Source organism: Pseudomonas khorasanensis, from assembly GCF_014268505.2.
GTDB classification, from domain to species: Bacteria; Pseudomonadota; Gammaproteobacteria; order Pseudomonadales; family Pseudomonadaceae; genus Aquipseudomonas; species Aquipseudomonas khorasanensis.
On record NZ_JABWQP020000001.1, the window covers coordinates 735,681 to 757,167 of the forward strand.

Consider the following 21,487-nt stretch of genomic DNA (forward strand, 5'->3'; position numbering starts at 1 on the left):
GTCTGTATGCGCTGGGTGTGCATCCTGTTTCCGCAATTGGCCCTCGACGCCGTGCTGCGTCAGCGTCCCGACCCTGAAGAGCCGTTGGTGCTGCTCAGCGGCCCGGCTCAGCGTCGCGTACTGCAAGCGGTCAATCCGGCGGCGCGCAAACTGGGCCTGCGTCCCGGGATGTCGATGACCGCCGCGCAGGCCATGAGCAAAGGCTTTGCCACGGCGGATTACGAGGTGGCCGAGGTCGGGCACTGGCAGCAATTCCTGGCCGCATGGGCTTATCGTTTCAGTGCCCAGGTCAGCGTGCATTACCCGCGTACCGTGGTCTTCGAGATCGAGTCGAGCCTCGGTCTGTTCGGTACCTGGCCGCAATTCGAAGCGCGTCTGCGCCAGGAACTGACGGACCTGGGGTTTCGTCACCGCATTGTCGCCGCCCCGAATCCTGTGGCGGCACGGGTGTTGGCCAATGCCTACGATGGTCTGGTGGTGCCGGACGGCGAAGCCTTGCAGCATCACCTCGGGCAATTGCCAGTCGACCGTGTCGGGCTGGAGCCGAGTGTGGCCACGGCGTTGTCGCGCATGGGCCTGCGCAATCTCAGCCAGGTGCAAAGCCTGCCGCGTCAGGCGCTGGCGCGGCGTTTCGAAGCGCAGATGCTCAAGCATCTCGACACACTGTTCGGCGCGCGACCTTTGGCGCTGGCGTTCTACCTGCCGCCGGACCGTTTCGATACCCGCATCGAACTCAATTTCGACGTGCAGTCCCATCAAGCCTTGCTGTTTCCGTTACGGCGTCTGACCGGCGATCTGTCGGCGTTTCTCTGCGGCCGCGACAGTGGCGTGCAGCGCTTCGATCTACATCTGGAACACGCCGGCCTGCCGGACACGGTGATCAAGGTCGGCCTGCTCAGTGCCGAGCGTGATGCGGCGATGCTCTTTGAACTGGCGCGGGGTCGGCTGGAGCAGGTGCAAGTCGAGGCGCCGGTGCGCGGTTTTCGCCTGCGCGCCGAAGATCTGCCGAGCTTCGTGCCGCAGTTTCAGGAACTGTTCGACGAGCGCCCGCAGCAAACCTTGCCCTGGGAGCAATTGCGCGAACGCCTGCGCGCACGGTTGGGCGATGAGGCGGTGCAAGGGCTGCGTTTTCAGGCCGATCATCGTCCCGAGTGCGCCTGGCAGAACACCGTCGATAAATTGCCCTGTACCGGTTTGCCCAACGTCCAGCGTCCGGGCTGGTTGCTCAACGAACCGCAAAGCGTGCCGGAGGGTTCGGCGCGAATTCTCATGGGGCCGGAGCGCATCGAATCCGGGTGGTGGGACGGTGGGGATGTGCGTCGTGACTATTACCTGATCCAGAATCGCGCCGGTCAGCAGGGATGGGCCTGGCGGGCGGTGGGCGAGGGCGGTCCGCTGTGGCTGCAGGGCTGGTTCGCATGAGCGCCGGTTACGCCGAACTGCATTGCCTGTCGAACTTCAGTTTCCAGCACGGAGCCTCCAGCGCACTCGAACTGTTTCAGCGGGCGAAACAACACGGCTATCAGGCGCTGGCGATTACTGATGAATGCACATTGGCCGGGATCGTTCGCGCCTGGCAAGCGGCCAAGTCCGTCGAGTTGCCGCTGATCATCGGCAGCGAAATTCGCATCGACAACGGCCCGAAACTGGTCCTGTTGGTAGAGAACATTGGCGGTTATCACGCCCTGTGCGGCTTGATCACCCGGGCCCGGCGGCGCACTCGGAAAGGCCAGTATCAGGTGCTGCGCGAAGACTTCGACGAAGCGCTGCCGGGGCTGTTGGTATTGTGGGTGCCGGACTCACTGGATGACAGGGAAGAAGGCGCCTGGCTGAAACAGACGTTCGGCGAGCGTCTATGGCTGGCGGTACAACTGCATCGCGGGCAGGACGATCAACAGCGGCTGGCGGCGTTGTCGAGCCTGGCGGCCGAACTGCAGATTCCGGCGGTCGCCAGTGGCGATGTGCACATGCATGCCCGGGGTCGCCGCGCCTTGCAGGACACCATGACCGCGATCCGTCATCACGTCCCGGTGGCCGAGGCAGGTTTGCGCCTGCACCCCAATGGCGAACGGCATCTGCGCAGTGTCGAGGTGCTGCGTGAGTTATATCCGCCGGCCTTGTTGGAGGCGTCAGTAGAACTGGCCCGGCGCTGCACGTTCGAGCTGGGCGAGTTGCGTTATCAGTACCCCAGGGAACTGGTGCCCGAGGGCCATAGCGCCAGTTCATGGTTGCGTCGTCTGACCAAGCAGGGCATCGCCTGGCGCTGGGCAAAAGGCGCGCCTTTCAAAGTGCTGAGGCAGATCAATAAAGAATTGAAGCTGATCGCCGAACTCGGCTACGAAAGTTACTTCCTGACCGTACACGACGTGGTCAGATTTGCCCGCAAACAACACATCCTCTGCCAGGGGCGCGGTTCGGCGGCGAACTCGGCGGTGTGTTTTGCCTTGGGCATCACCGAAATTGACCCGGACCGCACCACGTTGCTGTTCGAGCGTTTCATGTCCAGAGAGCGCAACGAGCCGCCGGACATCGACGTCGATTTTGAGCACGAACGCCGCGAAGAAGTCCTGCAATACGTGTTCAACCGTTATGGTCGCCGGCGCGCGGCGCTGACGGCGGTGGTCAGCACTTATCACGCCACCGGCGCCGTGCGTGACGTGGCCAAGGCGCTGGGCCTGCCGCCGGATCAGATCAACGCGCTGGCCGATTGCTGTGGTCGCTGGAGCGATGAAACGCCGCCGCTGGAACGCCTGCGCGAGGGCGGTTTCGACCCCGACAGTCCGGTGTTGCGCCGGGTGCTGAGCCTGACCGGGCAACTGATCGGTTTCCCCCGGCATCTGTCGCAGCATCCCGGCGGCTTTGTGATTTCCGAACAACCACTGGACACCCTGGTGCCGGTCGAAAACGCGGCGATGGCCGATCGTACGATCATTCAGTGGGACAAGGACGACCTCGATGCGGTCGGTCTGCTCAAGGTGGATATCCTTGCACTGGGCATGCTCAGTGCGATCCGCCGCTGCTTCGATCTGCTGCGTCGCCATCGCGATCAGAATTTGAGCCTGGCGACGATCCCCGCCGAAGACAAACCCACCTACGAGATGATCAGCCGCGCCGATACCGTCGGCGTGTTTCAGATCGAGTCGCGGGCGCAGATGTCGATGCTGCCGCGCCTCAAGCCTGCGACGTTTTACGATCTGGTGATCGAAGTCGCGATCGTGCGGCCCGGGCCGATTCAAGGCGGCATGGTCCATCCGTACCTGCGTCGGCGGAACAAGGAGGAAGAAGAAACCTATCCTTCGCCAGCACTCAAGGTCGTGCTGGAAAGGACCCTTGGCGTGCCGCTGTTCCAGGAACAGGTCATGCAGATCGCCATCGTGGCGGCCGATTACAGCCCCGGCGAGGCCGATCAGTTACGCCGTTCCATGGCCGCCTGGAAACGCCATGGCGGCCTGGAGCCGCACAAGGAGCGGCTCGCCGCCGGCATGAAGAAAAACGGTTATACGCCCGAGTTCGCCGCGCAGATTTTCGAGCAGATCAAAGGGTTCGGCAGTTACGGTTTCCCCGAGTCCCACGCCGCCAGTTTCGCCTTGCTGACCTACGCCAGTTGCTGGCTCAAATGCCACGAACCGGCGGCGTTCGCCTGTGCGCTGATCAACAGCTGGCCGATGGGTTTTTACAGTCCGGACCAGATTCTTCAGGATGCACGCCGGCATCAATTGCAGATCCGCCCGGTGGATGTGCGGGCCAGCGACTGGGATTGCAGCCTGGAACCGCTGAGCGCCGGGCAACCGGCGATTCGCATGGGCCTGCGCATGATCAAGGGGTTTCGCGAAGAAGACGCCCGGCGCATCGAAACGGCGCGTGAGCGCGGGGCATTTGCCGATGTCGCCGATCTGAGCGAACGCGCAGCTCTGGACAGTCGCGCGCAGGCGCTGCTGGCGGACTCCGGTGCCTTGCGCGGTCTGGCCGGGCACCGCCACCGCGCGCGTTGGGAAGTGGCGGGGGTGCAGAAGCAACTCGGCCTGTTTGCCGGCCTGCCCAATGAGGAGGAGTCCCAGGTCGTGCTGCCCAAACCCAGCGTTGGCGAAGATTTGCACGCTGATTACGCCACGGTGGGCACCACGCTGGGGCCGCATCCGCTGGCCTTGCTGCGCGGCGAATTGCAGGCGCGGCGTTGCCGCAGTTCACGGGAATTGCAGGATATTGAGCACGGCAGGCCAGTGAGCGTGGCCGGGCTGGTCACCGGACGGCAACGCCCCGGTACGGCCAGCGGCGTGACGTTCGTGACCCTGGAAGATGAGTTCGGCAACGTCAACGTCGTGGTCTGGCGTGATCTGGCCGAACGCCAGCGGCAGGTGCTGGTCGGTTCGCAGTTGCTCAGGGTCGATGGTCGCTGGGAACGCGAAGGCGACGTGCGACACCTGATCGCCGGCCGCCTGAGCGACCTCAGCCCGCTGCTCAACGGGATCCGGGTGCAGAGCCGGGATTTCCATTAAGGCGCCTGATCGTTCCCTCATCTCGCGTGGTCGCGTGACAACACCTCCTGTGACGCTCTGCATCACAGCGGACGCGGGCGTCCATGGCTGCATTCCCACGCAGAGCGTGGGCACGATCAACAATCAACCATCAACGCTGCGGCCAGCACCGTTCGCCGCCGCCAGGCGCTTGTGTCCAGGCTTGCAGGGAGCGGGTCGGCAAGTCGAAGTATTCGCGGGTGCGCGCATACCCATGGCCACCCATTCGGCCGATCGCGTCCAGCCCCAGTTGATCGATGTACAGCGTTTTCGGATCGATCAGCTCATCGCGCACGTGCGCCATCAGCACTTCGCCAAAAATGATCTCGCGTGATTGACCGATGTTCAGCGCCATCATCCGTCGGCATTCCAGTGCCACCGGGGCCTCGCCAATGCGTGGGCATTTCACGGCGGTACCGGGAATGGCAGTCAGGCCGGCGGCAGTCAATTCATCGAAGCCCGGAGCAAACGGCACGGCGCAGACATTCATCGCTTCCACCAGCGCATCGCTGACGATGTTCACGGTGAATTCCTGATTCAGCTGAATATTGCGCGTAGTGTCTTTGGGGCTTTGATCGCCATAATTCTCGACGCCCAGGGCCAGAATCGGTGGATCGGCCGACAGCGCATTGAAGAAACTGAACGGCGCGGCATTGACCCGGCCCTCGCCATCAATGGTGGTGACCAGCGCAATGGGCCGAGGCACGACGCTGCCGATGAGGATCTTGTATTTTTCCCGTGGGCTGAGCTGGCTGAAATCGAAGCTGTGCATGGCAGATATCTCTAGGCAAGTGGATCAATCGCGCTCAATCGCGCTCAATCGCGCTCAATGGCGCGTCGGCGCTGTAATCGTCGGCAAACGGGATGGCCGGCTGGAACAGGGTTTTCCAGTCCGGTCGGGCAAACGCCCGGTCGCTGTGGCTGCGCATCAGTTTTTCGTATTGGCGTTGGGCCTGGCGTTGCAGGGCGCAGTAATCGACGCCGCTGACCTGGCCGTCCTGCATCACACAGCGACCATCGATGTAACTGGCGATGCAATCATCACCGCGCCCGGCCAGCAGCAGGTTTTTAAGCGGGTCGAATAACGGCCCCAGGTGCAGGCCGCGCAGGCTGAACACGTGGATGTCGGCTTTGGCGCCGGGAGCCAGACGGCCGAGATCATCGCGCCCCAAAGCCCGGGCACCGCCGAGCGTCGCCGCGTTGTATAAATCGAGGCTGCCGGTCAGCGACGCGCCGCCTTCCATCAGCCGTGCGATGTTCAAGCCGTGGCGCATGTTTTCCAGCAGATCCGCCGGCCAGGTATCGGTGCCGAGGGCGAAGTTGATGCCCTTGGCGCGGTAGCGGCCGAACGAGTTCAGCGCCTCGCCGTCGCGGGCGAACACGAGCGGGCAGTGCACCAGACTCGCGCCGCCATCGATGACTCGCTGCAGGTCGTCATCGCCATCGGTGTAAATGCCATGGGGCAGCAGACTGCGTGGCGTCAGCAGGTCCAGTGCCTGCAACCAGCCCAACGGCGACTTGCCACGCAATCGCTTGACCATCGCCACTTCGCCAGGCGCCTGGCAGCAATGCAGACGCATCGGTGCATGCAGTTCACGGCTCAACGCCGAGGTGCGTTGCAGCAAGGCCGGCGTGCAGGTCTGAATGCGATCGGGTAATAACGCACCACGAATCAGCCCGTCATGCGCGCCGTCGAACGCCTTGAAAAAGCGTTCAGCCGCCGCCAGTCCTGCGAGCCCACGCTCCTCGTCCCAGTGATGGGCGAGGCTGCCGTCGGCACGCCAGTAGCTCATGCCGCTCATGTAGCAGGGGCCAAGGTACGTGCGTAAACCGAGCTCGCCAGCCACTTCGGCGACGCCGGCAAATTCGTCGAAGGTTTCCGCCCACTCGCGGTAATACATCGAGGTGATCGGCATCGCCGTGGTGATGCCGTTGCGGATCAACTGAGTGAACGCGTAGCGGTATTTGAATACCTCTTCTTCGGGACTGTAGGTCTCGCGCGGGCCTGCAGCGAGATACTCCGCCGACCACATCCGGCCCATCGCGCGCTCGTCGCCGTTATCGAGGGTCAATACCGTGGAGTCGAGATCGCCAAGTGCATCCAGATCAATGAACCCCGGGCCGATCAGCGCATTGCCGTAGTCGATCCATTGGTCCACCGGGCCTGGATAACCACGGCCGACAAACTCGATGCGCGACCCTGCAAACACCACCTCACCGTCACGCCACAGCACATGCCCCGTGCCGTCAAAGCCGACCACGCAACTGGCCTTCAGGCCGATACGTTTCACAAACGGCTGCTCAGCAAGCGACCGCCGCTGGCGATCAGTTCACCGCCGCGATAAACCTGACGCAGCGGGCGCGAAACAACAGCCTCGCCAAGGGTCTCCACGGGCATCAACAGAAAGTCCGCGCGCCGGCCCATGGCGAAACCATAATCCTCAAGCCCCAGCGCTTGCGCGCCATTCACCGTGGCCGCGTCAAACGCCGCTGCCAGCTCCTCGTCCTTGCCCAGATCAAAACGAAAGGCCAGCAACATCGCCCGCTCAAGCATGTCGCCATTGCCCATCGGCGACCACGCATCGCGAATGCCGTCGGAGCCCAGACAGACATTCACGCCGGTTTCACGCAGGGCCAGAAACGGCGGCACCGCGCAATCGGCCGGGGCCGAACTCATCAACGAAATCCCCAGTGCCGCCAAGCGTTGCGCAACGGGCTTGACCTGAGCCCATGGCAGCATGCCGAGGCAATAGGCATGGCTGATCATGACCCGGTTCTGCAGGCCGAAACGCTCGGTGTAGTCAGCTATCAGTGCCACTTGCCATACGCCCAACTCACCTTTGTCGTGCAGATGAATATCGACGCCACGACCAAATTCAGCGGCGAGCCTGAACACAATATCCAGCTGTGCAACCGGGTCATTGTCGATGCCGCATGGGTCGAGACCACCGACGTTTTCCACGCCCAGTAACATGGCTTCGCGCATCAGTTCGGCGGTACCGGGGCGGCTGATCAGCCCGGTTTGCGGAAACACCACCAGTTGCAGGTCAATCAAGTCCCGGTAGCGTTCACGCAGTTGTTGCATGGCCTCGACATGGCGCAGGCCGAATTCCGGATCGATGTCGACGTGACAGCGCATCGTCAGTGAACCGCGAGCGATGCAGTTTTCCAGCAGCGCTCCGGCGCGCTCGGCGATGGGCGCTTGTACTTCCCGCAGGACGCGGCGTTCGTTGCTGATGTAATCCTTGAGTGTCGGGCCGGCGCTATTCGGGCGCCACGGCTGGCCGTAAAGGGTTTTGTCGAGGTGGACGTGGCTTTCCACCAGCGCGCAGGTCAGCATCTGGTTGTGGCCATCGACATCGCTGGCCGCCAAGGGTGTATCGCACGCCGGGCGGCGTTGGCTGAGCACGCCGTTTTCGATCAGCAGGTCCTCGGCGGGCGCGCCGTAGGGGCGCACATTGCGTAGCCAGTGTCGCTGGGTCATACAAACCTCGTTCAGGTCTTCAAGATTTTTCCCTCACCCTAGGGTGAGGGCAGCGGTCTGATCAGCCCTTGAGCTTCGACCAGATGCGGTCCTGCAGCTCGCGTGCCTTGTTGCTGCACTCCTTCTCGGGGCGCAGGCGCGAAGCGTATTCATCCGGCATGTTGATCGCGTCCATGACTTTCCATTTCGGATCGAGCAACGCATCGCTCTGAACCCCGTTGGCGTAGGCTATGGCGTTGGAGACCGCTGCCGCGTTCTCCGGCTTCATCATCCAGTCGATGAAGATCCTTGCGTTGCCCGGGTGCGGCGCGCTTTTCGGAACGGCGAAGTTGTCCTGGAACATCGCCAGGCCCTCACGCGGGTAGACGTACTTGATCGTGCTCTTCTGCAAGGTGGCCCGCGCAGTCGAGCCGTTCCAGTTCTGCATCATGATCACTTCGCCCGAGGCCATGCGATCCACGGTGTTGTCGGAGCTGTACATCTTCAAAAACGGTTTTTGCTTCTGCAGCAGTTCGAGGATGCGTTTGGCGTCCTGTGGGTTTTCGCTGCATTCATCAACGTTCAGGTAATGGCTGGCGGCGTTGATCACGCTGCTTGAGGTGTCGAGGGCGGCGAGCTGGCCATGCAGCTCTTTGCGCGGCTCGAAGAATTCTTTCCACGAATCATCCAGTTTGCCCCCCGGCACGCGCGCGCTGTCATAGGAAAACCCGGTAGTGCCCCACAGGTACGGTGCCGAAAATTTACGACCCGGGTCGAAGACCGGATCACGAAAAGGTTCTTTGACGTACTGGAAATTGCTCAGGCTCGGCGCGTCGATTTCCATCAGCAGGTTCTGTTTGATCAGCGTCTGCATGATTGATTGTGACGGCACGATCACGTCATACGCGGCACCGCCGGCCTGCAACTTGGCGAGCAAGGTTTCGTTGCTGTCGTAGCCGTCCATGGTGACCTTGATGTCGGTCTCTTTTTCGAATTTGCTCAGCAGCTCGACCGGGTAGTAATCGGTCCAGTTGTAGAAAAACAATACCTTCGGTTCGGCGGCGTGAGCGCTCATTGCGGTGAAACAACTCAAGGCCAGACCGGACATTGCCAAACGCATGCTTTTGATTTTCATGAACAGAGCGCTCCAGGTTTATTGTTGTTTACCGCGTTGGCCCAGCCAAAAGGCCAGCACCACCAGCACAATCGAAATCACCAGCATCAGCGTCGAGATCGCGTTGATCTCCGGTGTCACGCCGGCCTTGATCGCCGAGAAGATGTACACCGGCAACGTGGTCGATCCCGGGCCGGCAACGAAGAACGTCATGATGAAATCGTCGAGGCTGACCACGAACGCCAACACCGCACCGGACAGCACCGCCGGCCATAGCAACGGCAATGTCACACGACGAAAAACCTGCCACGGATTGGCATACAGATCGTTCGCCGCTTCCAGCAGGCTCTTGTCGAGGTCGTTGAGCCGCGCGCGGATCGGCAGATAAGCGAAGGGAATGCAGAAGCCGATGTGCGCAACGATGACCGTCAGCAGGCCGAGCTTGATCCCCAGGGCCATGAACAGCAGCAGGGTGGCCACGGCGGTGACGATCTCGGGCAGGATCAGCGGCAGGTTGATGCCGCCTTCGACCATTTTCTGCCCATAGAACGGCCGGTAGGTCGCCAGCGCCGCGAGCAGGGCGATGGCCGTGGCGCACACTGTGGCGATGCTGGCGACGATGATCGAGTTCAACGCTGCCGTCTGGATCGACGGGTTGGCCAGAATCCGCCCGTACCAGGCGAACGAAAACTCGGTCCACACCGTTGCCGAGCGATTGGCGTTGAAGCTGTAGCCGATCAGCACAAGGATAGGCAGGTACAGATACGCGAGCATCAGCACGCTGATTTCGCGGGTCGCCGGAATTTTTTTCAGGTGCAGAGAAATCATGCTTTGGCTCCCCGGTTGAGATTCTTCGCCGCATGACGGCTGTAGAGCGCATAGAGCACCAGCGACACCAACAGAATCGCCAGCAGCAGGAACGACAGCGAACTGCCCAGCGGCCAGTTGCGCGCGGTGCCGAACTGTTGCTGGATCAGGTTGCCGATCATCAGGGTCTTGCCGCCGCCGAGAATCGCCGGGGTGATAAACGCGCCGAGGCTCGGCACGAACACCAGCAGCGCGCCGGCAATCACGCCGGGCATCGACAGCGGCAGGATGATCCGTCGCAGCGCGTGCCAGCGATTGGCGCCGAGGTCATACGCGGCCTCCACCAGGCGCCAGTCGAGTTTTTCCAGGGTCGAGTAGATCGGCAGGATCATGAACGGCAAAAAGCTGTAGACCAGACCGACACTCACGGCGAAGTCGTTGTAGAGCAGGGTGATGCCGCCGGCGCTCGGGAACAGTGCGTTAAGGCTCTGCGCGACCCAGCCCTGTTCACGGAGGATGATCAGCCAGGCGTAGTTGCGGATCAGCAGGTTGGTCCAGAACGGGATGGTGATCAGCAGCACCATCAGGTTGCGTCGGCGCGGGGTCAGGCTGGACATCCACAAAGCCACCGGAAAGCCGAACAAAAAGCACAGCAGCGTGGTGCCGCCCGCCTGGAACACCGAGCGCAACAATGCCTGGGCGTAGACCCAGTTCAGTTCGAGTTCACCGTCAAAACCTTCCTGATAAAAAAGCTGCACGTAACTGTGCAGCTGCCATTGGGCCTGCCAATCGACACCACCGTAAGTGTTGCGCGGCAACAGGCTGATGTAGCCCATGATGCCCAACGGAATGGCAATCAGGGCGAGCAGGGTTAGCACTACCGGGCTGAGCAACAGCGCTCGGTTGAGGGCGGGGGATGTGCTGCTGACGCTCATTGTCAGGCCTCCATCAACAGGCAGGCATGAGGCGGAAGATGCACGGCGACGCGCTCGCCAACGGCGCGGCCACGGTTCAGGCCTTCATTGTTTTCACGCAGCATGACTTTGATGTCGTTGTTCAGCCGGCATTGGTAGAGCGTCGCGGTGCCGACGTACAACACCGCTTCGATCACCCCGCGCAGGTGATGCGGTTCGCTGGCCTCGACCAGTTGCGAACGCTCCGGGCGAAACGCCAGTTGCGCGGTGCTGCCATTGAAGCTTTGCGCCTGGCAGGGAATCTCGACCGGCATGCCGTTGGGCACGAACAGTTTTTCGTTGTGCGGGCCCCGCTTGAGCTGGCCGGGCAGGAAATTGATATCGCCGATGAACTGCGCGACAAAACGGTGCTGCGGGTGCTCGTAGATGTCGGTCGGGCTGCCGATCTGCAGAATCTTGCCGGCGGACATCACGGCAATTCGGTCAGATAACGTCAGCGCTTCTTCCTGATCATGGGTGACGAAAATAAAGGTGATGCCGGCTTCTTTCTGCACGCGTTTGAGTTCGACCTGCATTTCCTTGCGCAGCTTAAGGTCCAGCGCCGATAGCGGTTCGTCGAGCAACAACACTTTGGGTTTCGGCGCCAGCGCCCGGGCCAGTGCCACGCGCTGCTGCTGGCCACCGGACAATTCGGCCGGTTTGCGAGCGGCCAGAGGTTCCATTTGCACCAGCTCGAGCATCTCGTTGACGCGATCAGGGATTAACTTGCGATCAAGACCCTGCATCTCAAGGCCGAAGGCGATATTCTGCGCAACGTTCATGTGCGGAAACAGCGCGTAGCTTTGAAACACCGTATTGACCCGACGCTTGAACGGAGGCAGGTCGTTGACTGTTTCGCCGGCGAGGCGGATTTCGCCTTCGCTGACATGTTCGAAACCGGCGATGGTGCGCAGGAGGGTGGTTTTGCCGCAGCCGGACGGGCCGAGCAAGGTGAAGAATTCGTTGTCGGCGATGTCCACCGATACGTTATCCAGGGCCGGGGCGAGGCCGGGGTCATCGGAGTACCGTTTTGAGACATTACGCACTTCAATTGCTATTGGTTGACCCATAACGGTGCAATCCTCTAATTATTGTATGCAATATATGAATGCAATTTAGAAATACCCGGATTAACCTGCGTGTGCAACCCCCTTTTTCCATGGCCAGGCATCGCCAGGGGAAGGTTGCCCGACGCTAAAGGAGTGTTCGAATGACCGAAAAGAAACTGGAAACCACGGTCGACCGCGTCTACCAAGGGGTTTACGAGGCGATCAGCAAACGTTCGTTGCGTCCCGGAATGAAACTGGGCGAGGCCTCGTTGGCGGAATTATTTAATGTCAGCCGTACGTCGGTGCGAGCCGCGCTCAAGCAATTGGAGGCCGACGGACTGGTCACCACCGAGCCCAATAAAGGTGCATCGGTTTCGCTGCCCAGTGATGAGGAAATCCGTTCGCTGTTTGAAACCCGGCGGCTGATCGAGATCGGCATCGTCACCGAACTGTGCCGGCGCAAGGACACGGCTGCGATGCAAGATCTGCGCGAGCATCTGTTGCTGGAAGACGAGGCCCACGCCGCAGGCGACCACGAGCGGCTGATCCATCTGCTCGGCGAGTTCCACATCAAACTCGCTCGCAGCCTGAACAACCCGGTTCTGCTCGACTGGTTTCAAAAACTGATCTCCCGTGCCTCGCTGTATGCCGCCGCGCTCGACGATGACAGCCACGAAGCCTGCCGCGACGATGAGCACCTGCGGTTACTCGAGTACATCGAAGCCGGCAATCAGAGCGCCGCCATCGAGCTGACCTGCATGCACCTCAACGGTATCGAGAAAGCCATCCTGGATGTCGCCGCGAAAATGAAAACCGGTTACCACCCGCTCAAGCACCTGATTGGCGTCTGAATCGGCACGCGTTGCAAATCGGCTAACCTGGAATGAAACCAAAGCCGTTTCGGGGCCTCGAATCACACGGGCGTCGCGTCGTTGAAGCGTTGCGATAGATCGGAAAACCTCAAAAGGACACCGAGTCAGGCGATGCAGTTTTTATCTGAAAGCCATGGCTGTGACGGCTGGAAAGGCGAAATGGCCGGTCGAATTCGTGCGTTCGACTGGAGCCATACCGAATTGGGGCCGCTGGCCGACTGGCCCGCCAGCCTGTGCAGTACCGTGCAACTGATGCTGGCTTCACCGTTGCCGATGGTCATGCTCTGGGGCCATGCCGGTTACATGATCTACAACGATGCCTATTCCGAATTCGCCGGGGGCAGGCATCCTTATCTGCTCGGCGTCCCTGTGGAACTGGGTTGGCCAGAGGTCGCCGACTTCAATCGGCATGTGGTCGATACGTGCCTGGCTGGCGGCACATTGTCCTTTCGCAATAAAGAGCTGGTGTTGCTGCGTAACGGCGTGCCTGAAGACGTCTGGATGGATTTGTATTACAGCCCGGTCGCCAACGATGAAGGCAAGCCAGGCGGTGTCATGGCGATGGTGGTGGATACCACTGAGTTCGTGCATTCCGAACGGATGCGCCAGGCAGCGGAAAATGCCTATCGCGCCGACAACGAACGCGTGCGCCTGGCGCTGAATGCCGGCGCGTTGCTCGGCTCGTTCGTCTGGGATATCAAAAACGACCGATTGTCCGCAGACGAGCGTTTTGCCCGCACGTTCTCCTATCCGCCGGATCAGGACTTGAGCGATCTGGCGCAGGACATCGCCGATTCGCGCATCCATCCCGACGATCTGCCGTGGGTCCGGGAGCGGGTCGCCCGGTGCATGCAGACCGGCGAGCCGTACAACGCCGAATACCGTGTCCTGCGCAGCGATGGCAGTTACTTGTGGGTCCTCGCCAGTGGCGCATGTGAATTCGACGAACAGGGCGAGCCGTTTCGCTTCCCCGGTGTGCTGGTCGACATTCACGAACGCAAGAATGCCGAAGAATCCCTGCTCAAATTCACCCGCAACCTCGAACAGCGTGTAGCCGCTGAAGTCGAGGCGCGGCTGGCCGCCGAAGAGCAACTGCGCCAGTCGCAGAAGCTCGAAGCCATCGGTGGCCTGACCGGCGGAGTCGCCCACGACTTCAATAACCTGCTGCAAGTGATCGCCGGCAATCTGCACTTGTTGGCTCGGCATGAACCGAACAACGCCAACGTGCAACGGCGGGTCGGGGCTTCGCTGGCCGCAGTCGAGCGCGGCGCCAAGCTGTCGTCGCAATTGCTCGCGTTTGCCCGTCGCCAACCCTTGTCACCGGCGGTGTGCAACCCGCAGCAGATTTTCGAAGGCGTCGGCGAATTGCTGCAACGGGCGCTGGGCGAAACCATTCAGATCGACGTGCAATTACCGCCGCAGCCCTGGCACGTCAACGTCGATCGTAACCAACTGGAAAACGCCATCCTCAATCTGGCCATCAATGCCCGCGACGCCATGAAAGGCGAAGGCGTTATTGGCCTCAGCGCCGCCAATGTGCACCTGGACAGCGGATTCTGCGCCGGCAAGGGGATCGCGGCGGGTGATTATGTCCGCGTGGCGGTGAGCGATACCGGCGTGGGCATTGCGCCGCAAATGCTCGAGCAAGTGTTCGAACCGTTCTTCACCACCAAGGCCGATGGTCATGGCACCGGGCTGGGGTTGAGCATGGTCTTCGGTTTTGTCAAACAGAGCGGCGGGCATGTCGAGATCGACAGTCACGTTGGCGAAGGCACTCGGGTGCAGTTGTATTTCCCGCGAAGTCTGCGCCCGGTTCGCGAAGAATCGGCGAGTGTCGGCGAACGCAAGGGCGGCGGCCACGAGAGCATTCTGGTGGTGGAAGACAACGACGCCGTGCGCGCCTCGGCGGTGGAATTGCTGCGTGAAGAAGGCTACCGGGTGATGACCGCCTGCAATGGCGACGTCGCCATGCAGATGCTGCTGGAAGGCATCGAGATCGACATGATTTTCACCGACGTGGTCATGCCCGGCCTGATCAAGAGTTCGGATCTCGCCGCCTGGGCCAAGGTGCAGACGCCGCCGGTGCCGGTGCTGTTCACGTCCGGCCACACACGCGACATCATTTCTCGCGACCACCAGCTCAGTCCCGATACGCATTTGCTCGGCAAACCGTACAGTCCGCATTCGTTGCTGCAGATGATTTGTGAGGTGCTCGACACCTGAGGCCGAGCGCTGCCCCCGCTTCAGTTTTTCAAAAGGCGAGTCGATGACTTCCAAGCGCAATAGCAAAGCACCCGCCGGCATGGTTCGCGTGCGTGGTGCCCGCGAACACAACCTGAAGAACGTTGACGTCGATATTCCGCGCGATGCGCTGGTGGTGTTCACCGGTGTCTCGGGTTCGGGTAAATCTTCGCTGGCATTTTCCACGCTGTATGCCGAGGCACAGCGCCGTTATTTCGAATCCGTGGCGCCGTACGCGCGGCGGCTGATCGATCAGGTCGGCGTGCCGGATGTCGATTCCATCGAAGGCTTGCCACCCGCCGTAGCGCTGCAACAACAGCGTGGCACGCCGAGCGCGCGCTCGTCGGTGGGCAGCGTGACAACGTTGTCGAGCCTGACCCGCATGCTGTATTCCCGTGCCGGCAGTTATCCTGCGGGGCAGCCCATGCTGTACGCCGAGGACTTTTCACCGAACACGCCGCAGGGCGCCTGCCCGGAATGTCATGGGCTAGGCCGCGTGTATGAAGTCACCGAAGCGCTGATGGTGCCGGACCCGAACCTGACGATCCGCCAGCGCGCCGTGGCGTCCTGGCCACTGGCCTGGCAGGGGCAGAATCTGCGCGACATCCTCGTGACCCTGGGCATCGACGTCGATATTCCCTGGAAGAAACTGCCGAAAAAGCAACGCGACTGGATTCTCTTCACCGAAGAAACACCCACCGTGCCGGTGTACGCCGGGCTGACGCCGGAAGACACCCGCGTCGCACTCAAACGCAAGATGGAGCCCAGTTACCAGGGCACCTTTACTGGCGCCCGGCGCTACATCCTGCACACGTTTACGCATTCGCAAAGTGCGCTGATGAAAAAGCGTGTTTCACAGTTCATGCGCGGCAGCCCGTGCCCGCTGTGCGATGGCAAACGCTTGAAGCGCGAGGCGCTCTCGGTGACCTTTGCCGGCTACGACATCGGCGAGCTGTCGCAGATGCCATTGCTGCAAGTGGCCGAGGTCCTGAAGCCTGTAGCGGCGGCCAGTTACCTTGAGCAGACCGAGGCCAGCGGCGAAACCCTCAGCCATGCGCAAACCCGTGAGGCGCGTCAGCAGCGGGTCGCCCATGGCGCCAGCGGCCATGCCAGCGCGCCCGACGTGCGGCACACGCCAAACCTGTCAGTGGAGAAACGCCTGGCGGCGCAGCGTATCGCTGAGGATCTGCTGGAGCGGGTCAGCACCTTGACCGATCTCGGCCTGGGTTATCTGGCGCTGGAACGCAGTACGCCGACACTGTCGTCCGGCGAACTGCAGCGGTTGCGCCTCGCGACGCAATTGGGCTCGCAGCTGTTTGGGGTGATCTACGTGCTGGATGAGCCGTCTGCCGGTTTGCATCCGGCCGATGGCGAGGCGCTGTTCGAGGCGCTGCAACGGTTGAAGGCTGACGGCAACACGTTGTTTGTGGTCGAGCATGATGTGGAAACGATGCGCCGTGCCGACTGGCTGATTGATGTCGGACCGGCAGCCGGCGAGAAGGGCGGGCGGGTGTTGTACAGCGGCCCGCCTGAGGGATTGGCAGCGGTGGAGGAATCGCAGACCCGCGCGTATCTGTTCGCTGGAAAGCAGCGCCTTGCCCGCACCGCACGTCAACCGAGCGGGTGGCTGAAGCTGGACGGCATTACGCGCAATAATCTGAATAATCTCAGCGCCGAGTTTCCCTTGGGCTGCTTTACCTCGGTGACCGGTGTCTCCGGTTCCGGTAAGTCGAGTCTGGTCAGTCAGGCGTTACTGGAGCTGGTCGGCGCAGAGTTGGGGCGTCCGGCGGCCGAGGCTGAACCGGAAGAAATCAGCCTCGAAGATGACGCCCCGCCGCCCGGCTCTGGCCGAATCACGGTCGGGCTTGAGTCGATCAAGCGGCTGGTGCAGGTCGATCAGAAACCGATCGGCCGTACGCCACGTTCCAATCTGGCGACCTACACCGGGCTGTTCGATCACGTGCGCAAGCTGTTCGCCGCAACACCCCAAGCACAGGCCGCAGGCTATGACGCCGGGCAATTCTCCTTCAACGTCGCCAAGGGACGTTGCGCCACCTGTGAGGGCGAAGGCTTTGTCAGCGTCGAGTTGCTGTTCATGCCCAGCGTGTATGCACCGTGCCCGACCTGCCATGGGGCGCGTTATAACCCGCAGACATTGGCGATTCTTTGGCAAGGATTGAGCATCGCTCAGGTGTTGCAACTGACGGTGGGTGAGGCGGTGCAGGTGTTTGCCGGGCAAGCGGGGATTCGTCGCTCGCTGGAGGTGTTGCGTGACATTGGCCTGGGCTATCTGCGGTTGGGCCAACCGGCCACGGAACTCTCCGGTGGCGAGGCGCAACGCATCAAACTGGCGACCGAGCTGCAACGCAGTCAGCGTGGCGCCACGTTGTATGTGCTGGACGAGCCGACGACGGGGTTGCACCCAAGAGATGTCGATCGGCTGCTGGAACAGCTCGACACCCTAGTGGCAGCAGGGCATACGGTGATCGTCGTCGAGCATGAAATGCGCGTGGTCGCGCAAAGTGACTGGGTGATCGATATAGGTCCGGGCGCGGGCGATCAGGGCGGCAGGATCGTCGCGGCGGGCTCGCCGCAGAAAGTCGCTGCAAGCAGGAAAAGCAAGACTGCGCCGTTTCTGGCGCGGGTCTTAAACCCATGATGACGGCGCATCTGCAGGCGATTTTTTTGTTGGTCGTATTGAACGGCCGGTAATTCCGGTCAGCGTGGCAACAGGCGACGATCTTTTGAACGAAACAGTGGCGTGCGGCTTCGAATCTGCATGCCCGACGTTTTCCCGGTCGTGCTGGAAGAAGGATGCCGGACCATGAATGAGGTGGATATGAACGAGCAAGCGCCGCAACAGCGGAATCAGTCCTCTGAATCGATCAATCGCAACGACCCTGCCATCGACGCGCAAACACCGGGGCAAAATTCCCCTGCGCCGGCTGAGGCAGGGCAGGCAGACAGCGCTGCTGCCGAGGTCGATCAGAAGCAGCATCACAGCGATAACAGCAACGACTTCAGCCCAGGTTTCAAACCTGACCCGGACCGCCCCGCGCCGGGCGAAAGCACCGACGCCGATATCGACACTGACGGCGGTTAATCGCCGAAACGCAAAAAGGCCGCATCAATGGATGCGGCCTCTTTATTGCCCGGCGACTATTTGCTTGGGTGCTTGGCTTGCAGCTCTTTGGCATGGGCCAGGTGTTTTTTCAGGTCTGGCAGCATTTTCTGCGCAAATGCTTTCAGTTCAGGGGTGCCTTTGGCCTTGTCATCGGTCTTGGCGTCGACCTGTTTTTCAAACAGTGCGATGGTTTCCTCGTGCGCCATGACCTGGTTGTTGGCGTAGGCGGCATCAAAAGACTCATCACGCATTTCAAGGAGCTTGGCCTTGGCCTGCTTGGTCAAAGTGGTGGCATCCGGCACTTCGAGATCATTGGCCTGAGCAATTTTCGCCAGCTCATCGTTGGCCTTGCTGTGATCGGTGATCATCTGGTTGGCGAAGGCTTTGATGTCGGCAGACTGGCTTTTCTCCAGAGCCAGGCGACTGGTCTCGATCTCGGCGATGCCATTGGCAGCGGCGTTTTCGACGAAATCGTTGGAAGTGGCAGCAAAGGCCGAGCCCATGCCAGCACTCAGTGCTACAGCCAGAGCGAGATGACGCAAGTTGAATCCGTCCATTGGGTATCTCCACGCAGGTTTTTGTGAGCGGTAACCAATGGAGCAAACGCACGCGGAAAAGGTTTTATCGTGATTGCGACAGGGCGACGAACGGCAACCGCTGGTCTGACAGCGTCTCGACAGACGCCCGCCCGCAAGGCCATGCTGCTCACGCCAGCGCAACGGTCGCGCTGGCTGTCATCAACTGATGGAGGTGTTTCATGCCGGTTTCACACGACTTGTATCAGGACCTGAAGGTTACAAAAGAAGAGATCCAGCAAAAACGCTCCCAGGATGTGAAGCTCAATTCGTTGCTCGACAAGTACGCGGAAGCAGACAAAGAAGTGGTCAAGGCAGAAAACAACCAATCCGATGATGACTATGTCAGGACGCTCAAGGAGAAGCGCCTGTTGGTCAAGGATGAAATCGTCCGGCAACTCGAACAACGCGCCTGATCGGCCGACGTTTTCGCGAGCAGGCTCGCTCCACCTTTACAAATGCGCCCCCTGCTCGCGATGGCGTCGCTCCATTCAATACACATTCTGCTGGCTTACTTCAGCGCCTCCTCCAACCCCATCCGCCCCATGTGAGTCGCCTTCAACGAGCCGAAATACAGCCACTGCCCATACTCTCGCACTGTGGTAATCGGCGAATAACCGCCGCTGCTCGCGTCCTGCAAGTTGGCAATGACCTTGCCGTCCAGATCCAGCCCCAGCACGAATCCACGCTTCTCCACAGGCTTTGGTAAAACCGTCAACGCTCGCACGATCATCTTGCGCAGGAACGGATGTTCTGCGGTGCCATCGAGCAACACATTTCGCGGCGAATACAATGCTACCCAAAAACGGTTGCTGCCATTGAACGCCAGGTTGTCGGGCAGCCCCGGCAAGTTGTCGATGAACACGTCATGGGTGCCAGCCTTGGAACCCTTCAGCCAATAACGGCTGATGCGATAGGCGCCGGTTTCATTGACCAGCACATAGGCCTCGTCCGGGCCGAGGGTGACGCCGTTGGCGAACTGCAACTTGTCGAGCAGCACGCTGGTTTTGCCGCTCTGAAAGTCGTAACGGAGCAAACGGCCATCGGCGCCGTGCTCAATGATCGCCTCGCCATCATGGCCGTAACCCCAGCGGCTGGAGGCATCACTGAAGTAGGCGTAGTGCCCGGACTTGTCGATCGCTACGTCATCGGTGAAACCGAATGCCAGACCGTTGGCCTCGGTGGTCAACGGAATCACCCGACCCTGGGCATCAAGCGAAAGCAGGCCTTTGACCGCGTCGGCAATGACCAGCATGCCATTCGGATGACGGGCCAGCCCCAAAGGGCGGCCGCCAGTGTCGGCGAGTACCTTGCGCTGCGTGCCGTCGAGACTGCTGCGAATCAGCCGTCCGTCATGCAGGCCGGTGATGAGGAAATCGTCCTCCAGAAGCAACGCCTCCGGTCCTTCGATGTCGCTCGGCCCGACCTTTACCACGCCTTTGAGGCGCTGGTTCTCGGTATACACGCCTTCGGTCAGCGATGGGGCCGGCGCAGGTGTCCAGGCCACGGGTTCGACTTTGGTCGGCATCATCAAAAGGAAGGCGATGACGGGAACGATCAGCAGGCACAGTCCGTGTCGTGGCTTCACGCATCAGCCCTCGTCACGTCGATGGCCTGTGCAGCCGTATCGCGCAGCGCCAGCATGGAGGCGGCTGACTCCCGTTCGATGCGCCGTTTGAGCAGCAGCCAATTGGCGATGCGCATGAGCACGCCGTCGAAGCGATACTCCAGCGTGCGCACGAAGCGTGTGCCGCCATCTTCAGCCGAGCACTCGTAAGTCAGCCGCAGGGACAAACCCTTGTCGCCTTGCGCCCGAGCGCACCAGCGCCGTCCCGGCAGATATTCAGTGACCGCCCAGCGCAAATGGCCGGCGCGTCCGCCGGCATGAATGTCTTCTTCAAATTGCGCACCGGCATGCAGCGGACCTTGCGGGCCGTCAATCTTCAGCGATGAAGGATGCCACGCCGGCCAGTGGCTGACGCTGGCGGCATAGGCCAGCACCGCAACAGGTTCGCCGGGGATACCGATCTCGTGCTGCATGTACGTCATGGTCATTGGCGAATCACTCAAAGGGGCGGGTTCCGGCTCTCTGTAAAGTGTGCCGAACAGGTAGTCCATCAAGGGCAGAACGATGTTGAAGTTGCTTTCCTGCATGCGCTCGCGGCGGTGATGCAGTTCATGCAGACGGCGCATCTGGCGGATCCACGGCAACCGGGTCAACGGATTATGGGGCGGCAGGTGTTCACAGGCGTGGAACACCTCGTAGACCAAATAGCCGAGCACCATGCAGCCTGCGAACAAACCGGCAACGTTGGCGTTGAGCCAAGCGAGCAGCCACCAGAGGGGCAGGGTGATCACCAGCGTATGAATCACGATCAGCCAGGCTGGAAACAGAATCACCCGCCAGTCGCGAGCGCTGTCAAAAGTCATATGGCCGGGCGTGAAAAAGCTGTGATGGTCACCGGCGTGCCGGGCATAAAACATCCTGGCGAAGGTCTTTTTATGATGACCGAGATGGCGATGAACCATGTACACGCCAAAATTGAAGAACAGCAGCGTAAGGGGCACGGTCAGCCATTGCAGCCAGCTGACTGAATGCACGGTGCTGAAGAAGGCAGCGACGGCCACAAGGCCGAACAGCAACACAAACGTGCCGTGCAGCCACGGGTTATACAACGGATGAATGGCCGCACGGTAGCGACTGCGAAATGCCTCGGTGGTCTGCCTCAACGGTTTCACCTGCGGGTATTGTTGTTATACCCGGCAGATTAGCCG

General features: G+C 61.1%; 17 protein-coding genes. 7 read left to right on the forward strand and 10 right to left on the reverse strand.

Going from position 1 to position 21,487, the window contains the following annotated elements:
* Positions 1 to 6 precede the first annotated feature (6 nt).
* Positions 7 to 1,422 (forward strand): Y-family DNA polymerase, encoded by a 1,416-nt coding sequence (locus tag HU727_RS03520; protein ID WP_186528297.1) that lies wholly within the window; start codon positions 7 to 9, stop codon positions 1,420 to 1,422.
* Positions 1,419 to 4,496 carry an error-prone DNA polymerase gene (locus tag HU727_RS03525; protein ID WP_186528298.1) on the forward strand — a complete coding sequence of 1,026 codons (3,078 nt, stop codon included), beginning with the start codon at positions 1,419 to 1,421 and terminating at the stop codon, positions 4,494 to 4,496. Before HU727_RS03520 ends, HU727_RS03525 begins: the two co-directional genes overlap by 4 nt.
* A 130-nt stretch (positions 4,497 to 4,626) precedes the next feature.
* Here HU727_RS03525 and HU727_RS03530 read toward each other — a convergent pair whose 3' ends face one another.
* From HU727_RS03530 to HU727_RS03560, 7 genes are all read right to left on the reverse strand, one after another.
* Positions 4,627 to 5,286 carry a flavin reductase family protein gene (locus tag HU727_RS03530; protein WP_186528299.1) on the reverse strand — a complete coding sequence of 220 codons (660 nt, stop codon included), beginning with the start codon at positions 5,284 to 5,286 and terminating at the stop codon, positions 4,627 to 4,629.
* 34 nt (positions 5,287 to 5,320) lie between these two features.
* Positions 5,321 to 6,805 carry an amidohydrolase family protein gene (locus tag HU727_RS03535; protein WP_186528300.1) on the reverse strand — a complete coding sequence of 495 codons (1,485 nt, stop codon included), beginning with the start codon at positions 6,803 to 6,805 and terminating at the stop codon, positions 5,321 to 5,323.
* The gene (locus tag HU727_RS03540) at positions 6,802 to 7,998 is read right to left on the reverse strand and encodes an amidohydrolase family protein (RefSeq protein ID WP_186528301.1); all 1,197 of its coding nucleotides are present in this window, start codon (positions 7,996 to 7,998) and stop codon (positions 6,802 to 6,804) included. The genes HU727_RS03535 and HU727_RS03540 overlap by 4 nt, the downstream gene beginning before the upstream one ends.
* Before the next feature lie 61 nt (positions 7,999 to 8,059).
* Positions 8,060 to 9,112 (reverse strand): extracellular solute-binding protein, encoded by a 1,053-nt coding sequence (locus HU727_RS03545; protein WP_186528302.1) that lies wholly within the window; start codon positions 9,110 to 9,112, stop codon positions 8,060 to 8,062.
* Positions 9,113 to 9,130: 18 nt separating this feature from the next.
* Entirely contained in the window at positions 9,131 to 9,919 is a 789-nt protein-coding gene (locus tag HU727_RS03550) for an ABC transporter permease (protein ID WP_186528303.1), read from the reverse strand.
* A complete protein-coding gene (locus HU727_RS03555; RefSeq protein WP_186528304.1) occupies positions 9,916 to 10,833 on the reverse strand; it encodes an ABC transporter permease in 918 nt (305 codons plus the stop codon). Before HU727_RS03555 ends, HU727_RS03550 begins: the two co-directional genes overlap by 4 nt.
* 2 nt (positions 10,834 to 10,835) lie before the next feature.
* Entirely contained in the window at positions 10,836 to 11,921 is a 1,086-nt protein-coding gene (locus HU727_RS03560) for an ABC transporter ATP-binding protein (protein WP_186528305.1), read from the reverse strand.
* A 140-nt stretch (positions 11,922 to 12,061) separates the two neighbouring features.
* Between HU727_RS03560 and HU727_RS03565 the strand changes: the two genes are divergently transcribed.
* From HU727_RS03565 to HU727_RS03580, 4 genes are all read left to right on the forward strand, one after another.
* Positions 12,062 to 12,751 carry a GntR family transcriptional regulator gene (locus HU727_RS03565; protein WP_186528306.1) on the forward strand — a complete coding sequence of 230 codons (690 nt, stop codon included), beginning with the start codon at positions 12,062 to 12,064 and terminating at the stop codon, positions 12,749 to 12,751.
* Positions 12,752 to 12,883: 132 nt separating this feature from the next.
* Entirely contained in the window at positions 12,884 to 14,995 is a 2,112-nt protein-coding gene (locus HU727_RS03570; RefSeq protein ID WP_186528307.1) for a hybrid sensor histidine kinase/response regulator, read from the forward strand.
* A gap of 43 nt (positions 14,996 to 15,038) precedes the next feature.
* A complete protein-coding gene (locus tag HU727_RS03575) occupies positions 15,039 to 17,672 on the forward strand; it encodes an excinuclease ABC subunit UvrA (protein ID WP_186528308.1) in 2,634 nt (877 codons plus the stop codon).
* Between the two features lie 180 nt (positions 17,673 to 17,852).
* A complete protein-coding gene (locus tag HU727_RS03580) occupies positions 17,853 to 18,116 on the forward strand; it encodes a hypothetical protein (RefSeq protein ID WP_186529236.1) in 264 nt (87 codons plus the stop codon).
* Positions 18,117 to 18,172: 56 nt separating this feature from the next.
* Here the strand turns inward: HU727_RS03580 and HU727_RS03585 are convergent, their stop codons facing one another.
* Entirely contained in the window at positions 18,173 to 18,694 is a 522-nt protein-coding gene (locus HU727_RS03585; protein ID WP_186528309.1) for a DUF4142 domain-containing protein, read from the reverse strand.
* Between the two features lie 200 nt (positions 18,695 to 18,894).
* Between HU727_RS03585 and HU727_RS03590 the strand changes: the two genes are divergently transcribed.
* Positions 18,895 to 19,128, forward strand: coding sequence for a DUF465 domain-containing protein (locus tag HU727_RS03590; RefSeq protein WP_186528310.1), 234 nt, complete (start codon positions 18,895 to 18,897; stop codon positions 19,126 to 19,128).
* A gap of 95 nt (positions 19,129 to 19,223) precedes the next feature.
* Here the strand turns inward: HU727_RS03590 and HU727_RS03595 are convergent, their stop codons facing one another.
* Both HU727_RS03595 and HU727_RS03600 read right to left on the reverse strand, forming a co-directional pair.
* Positions 19,224 to 20,243: an SMP-30/gluconolactonase/LRE family protein gene (locus HU727_RS03595; protein WP_189673643.1), complete on the reverse strand. Its 1,020-nt coding sequence runs from the start codon at positions 20,241 to 20,243 to the stop codon at positions 19,224 to 19,226.
* 53 nt (positions 20,244 to 20,296) lie between these two features.
* Positions 20,297 to 21,442, reverse strand: a complete 1,146-nt coding sequence (locus HU727_RS03600) for a sterol desaturase/SRPBCC family protein (RefSeq protein ID WP_186528312.1) — start codon at positions 21,440 to 21,442, stop codon at positions 20,297 to 20,299.
* Positions 21,443 to 21,487: the final 45 nt, after the last annotated feature.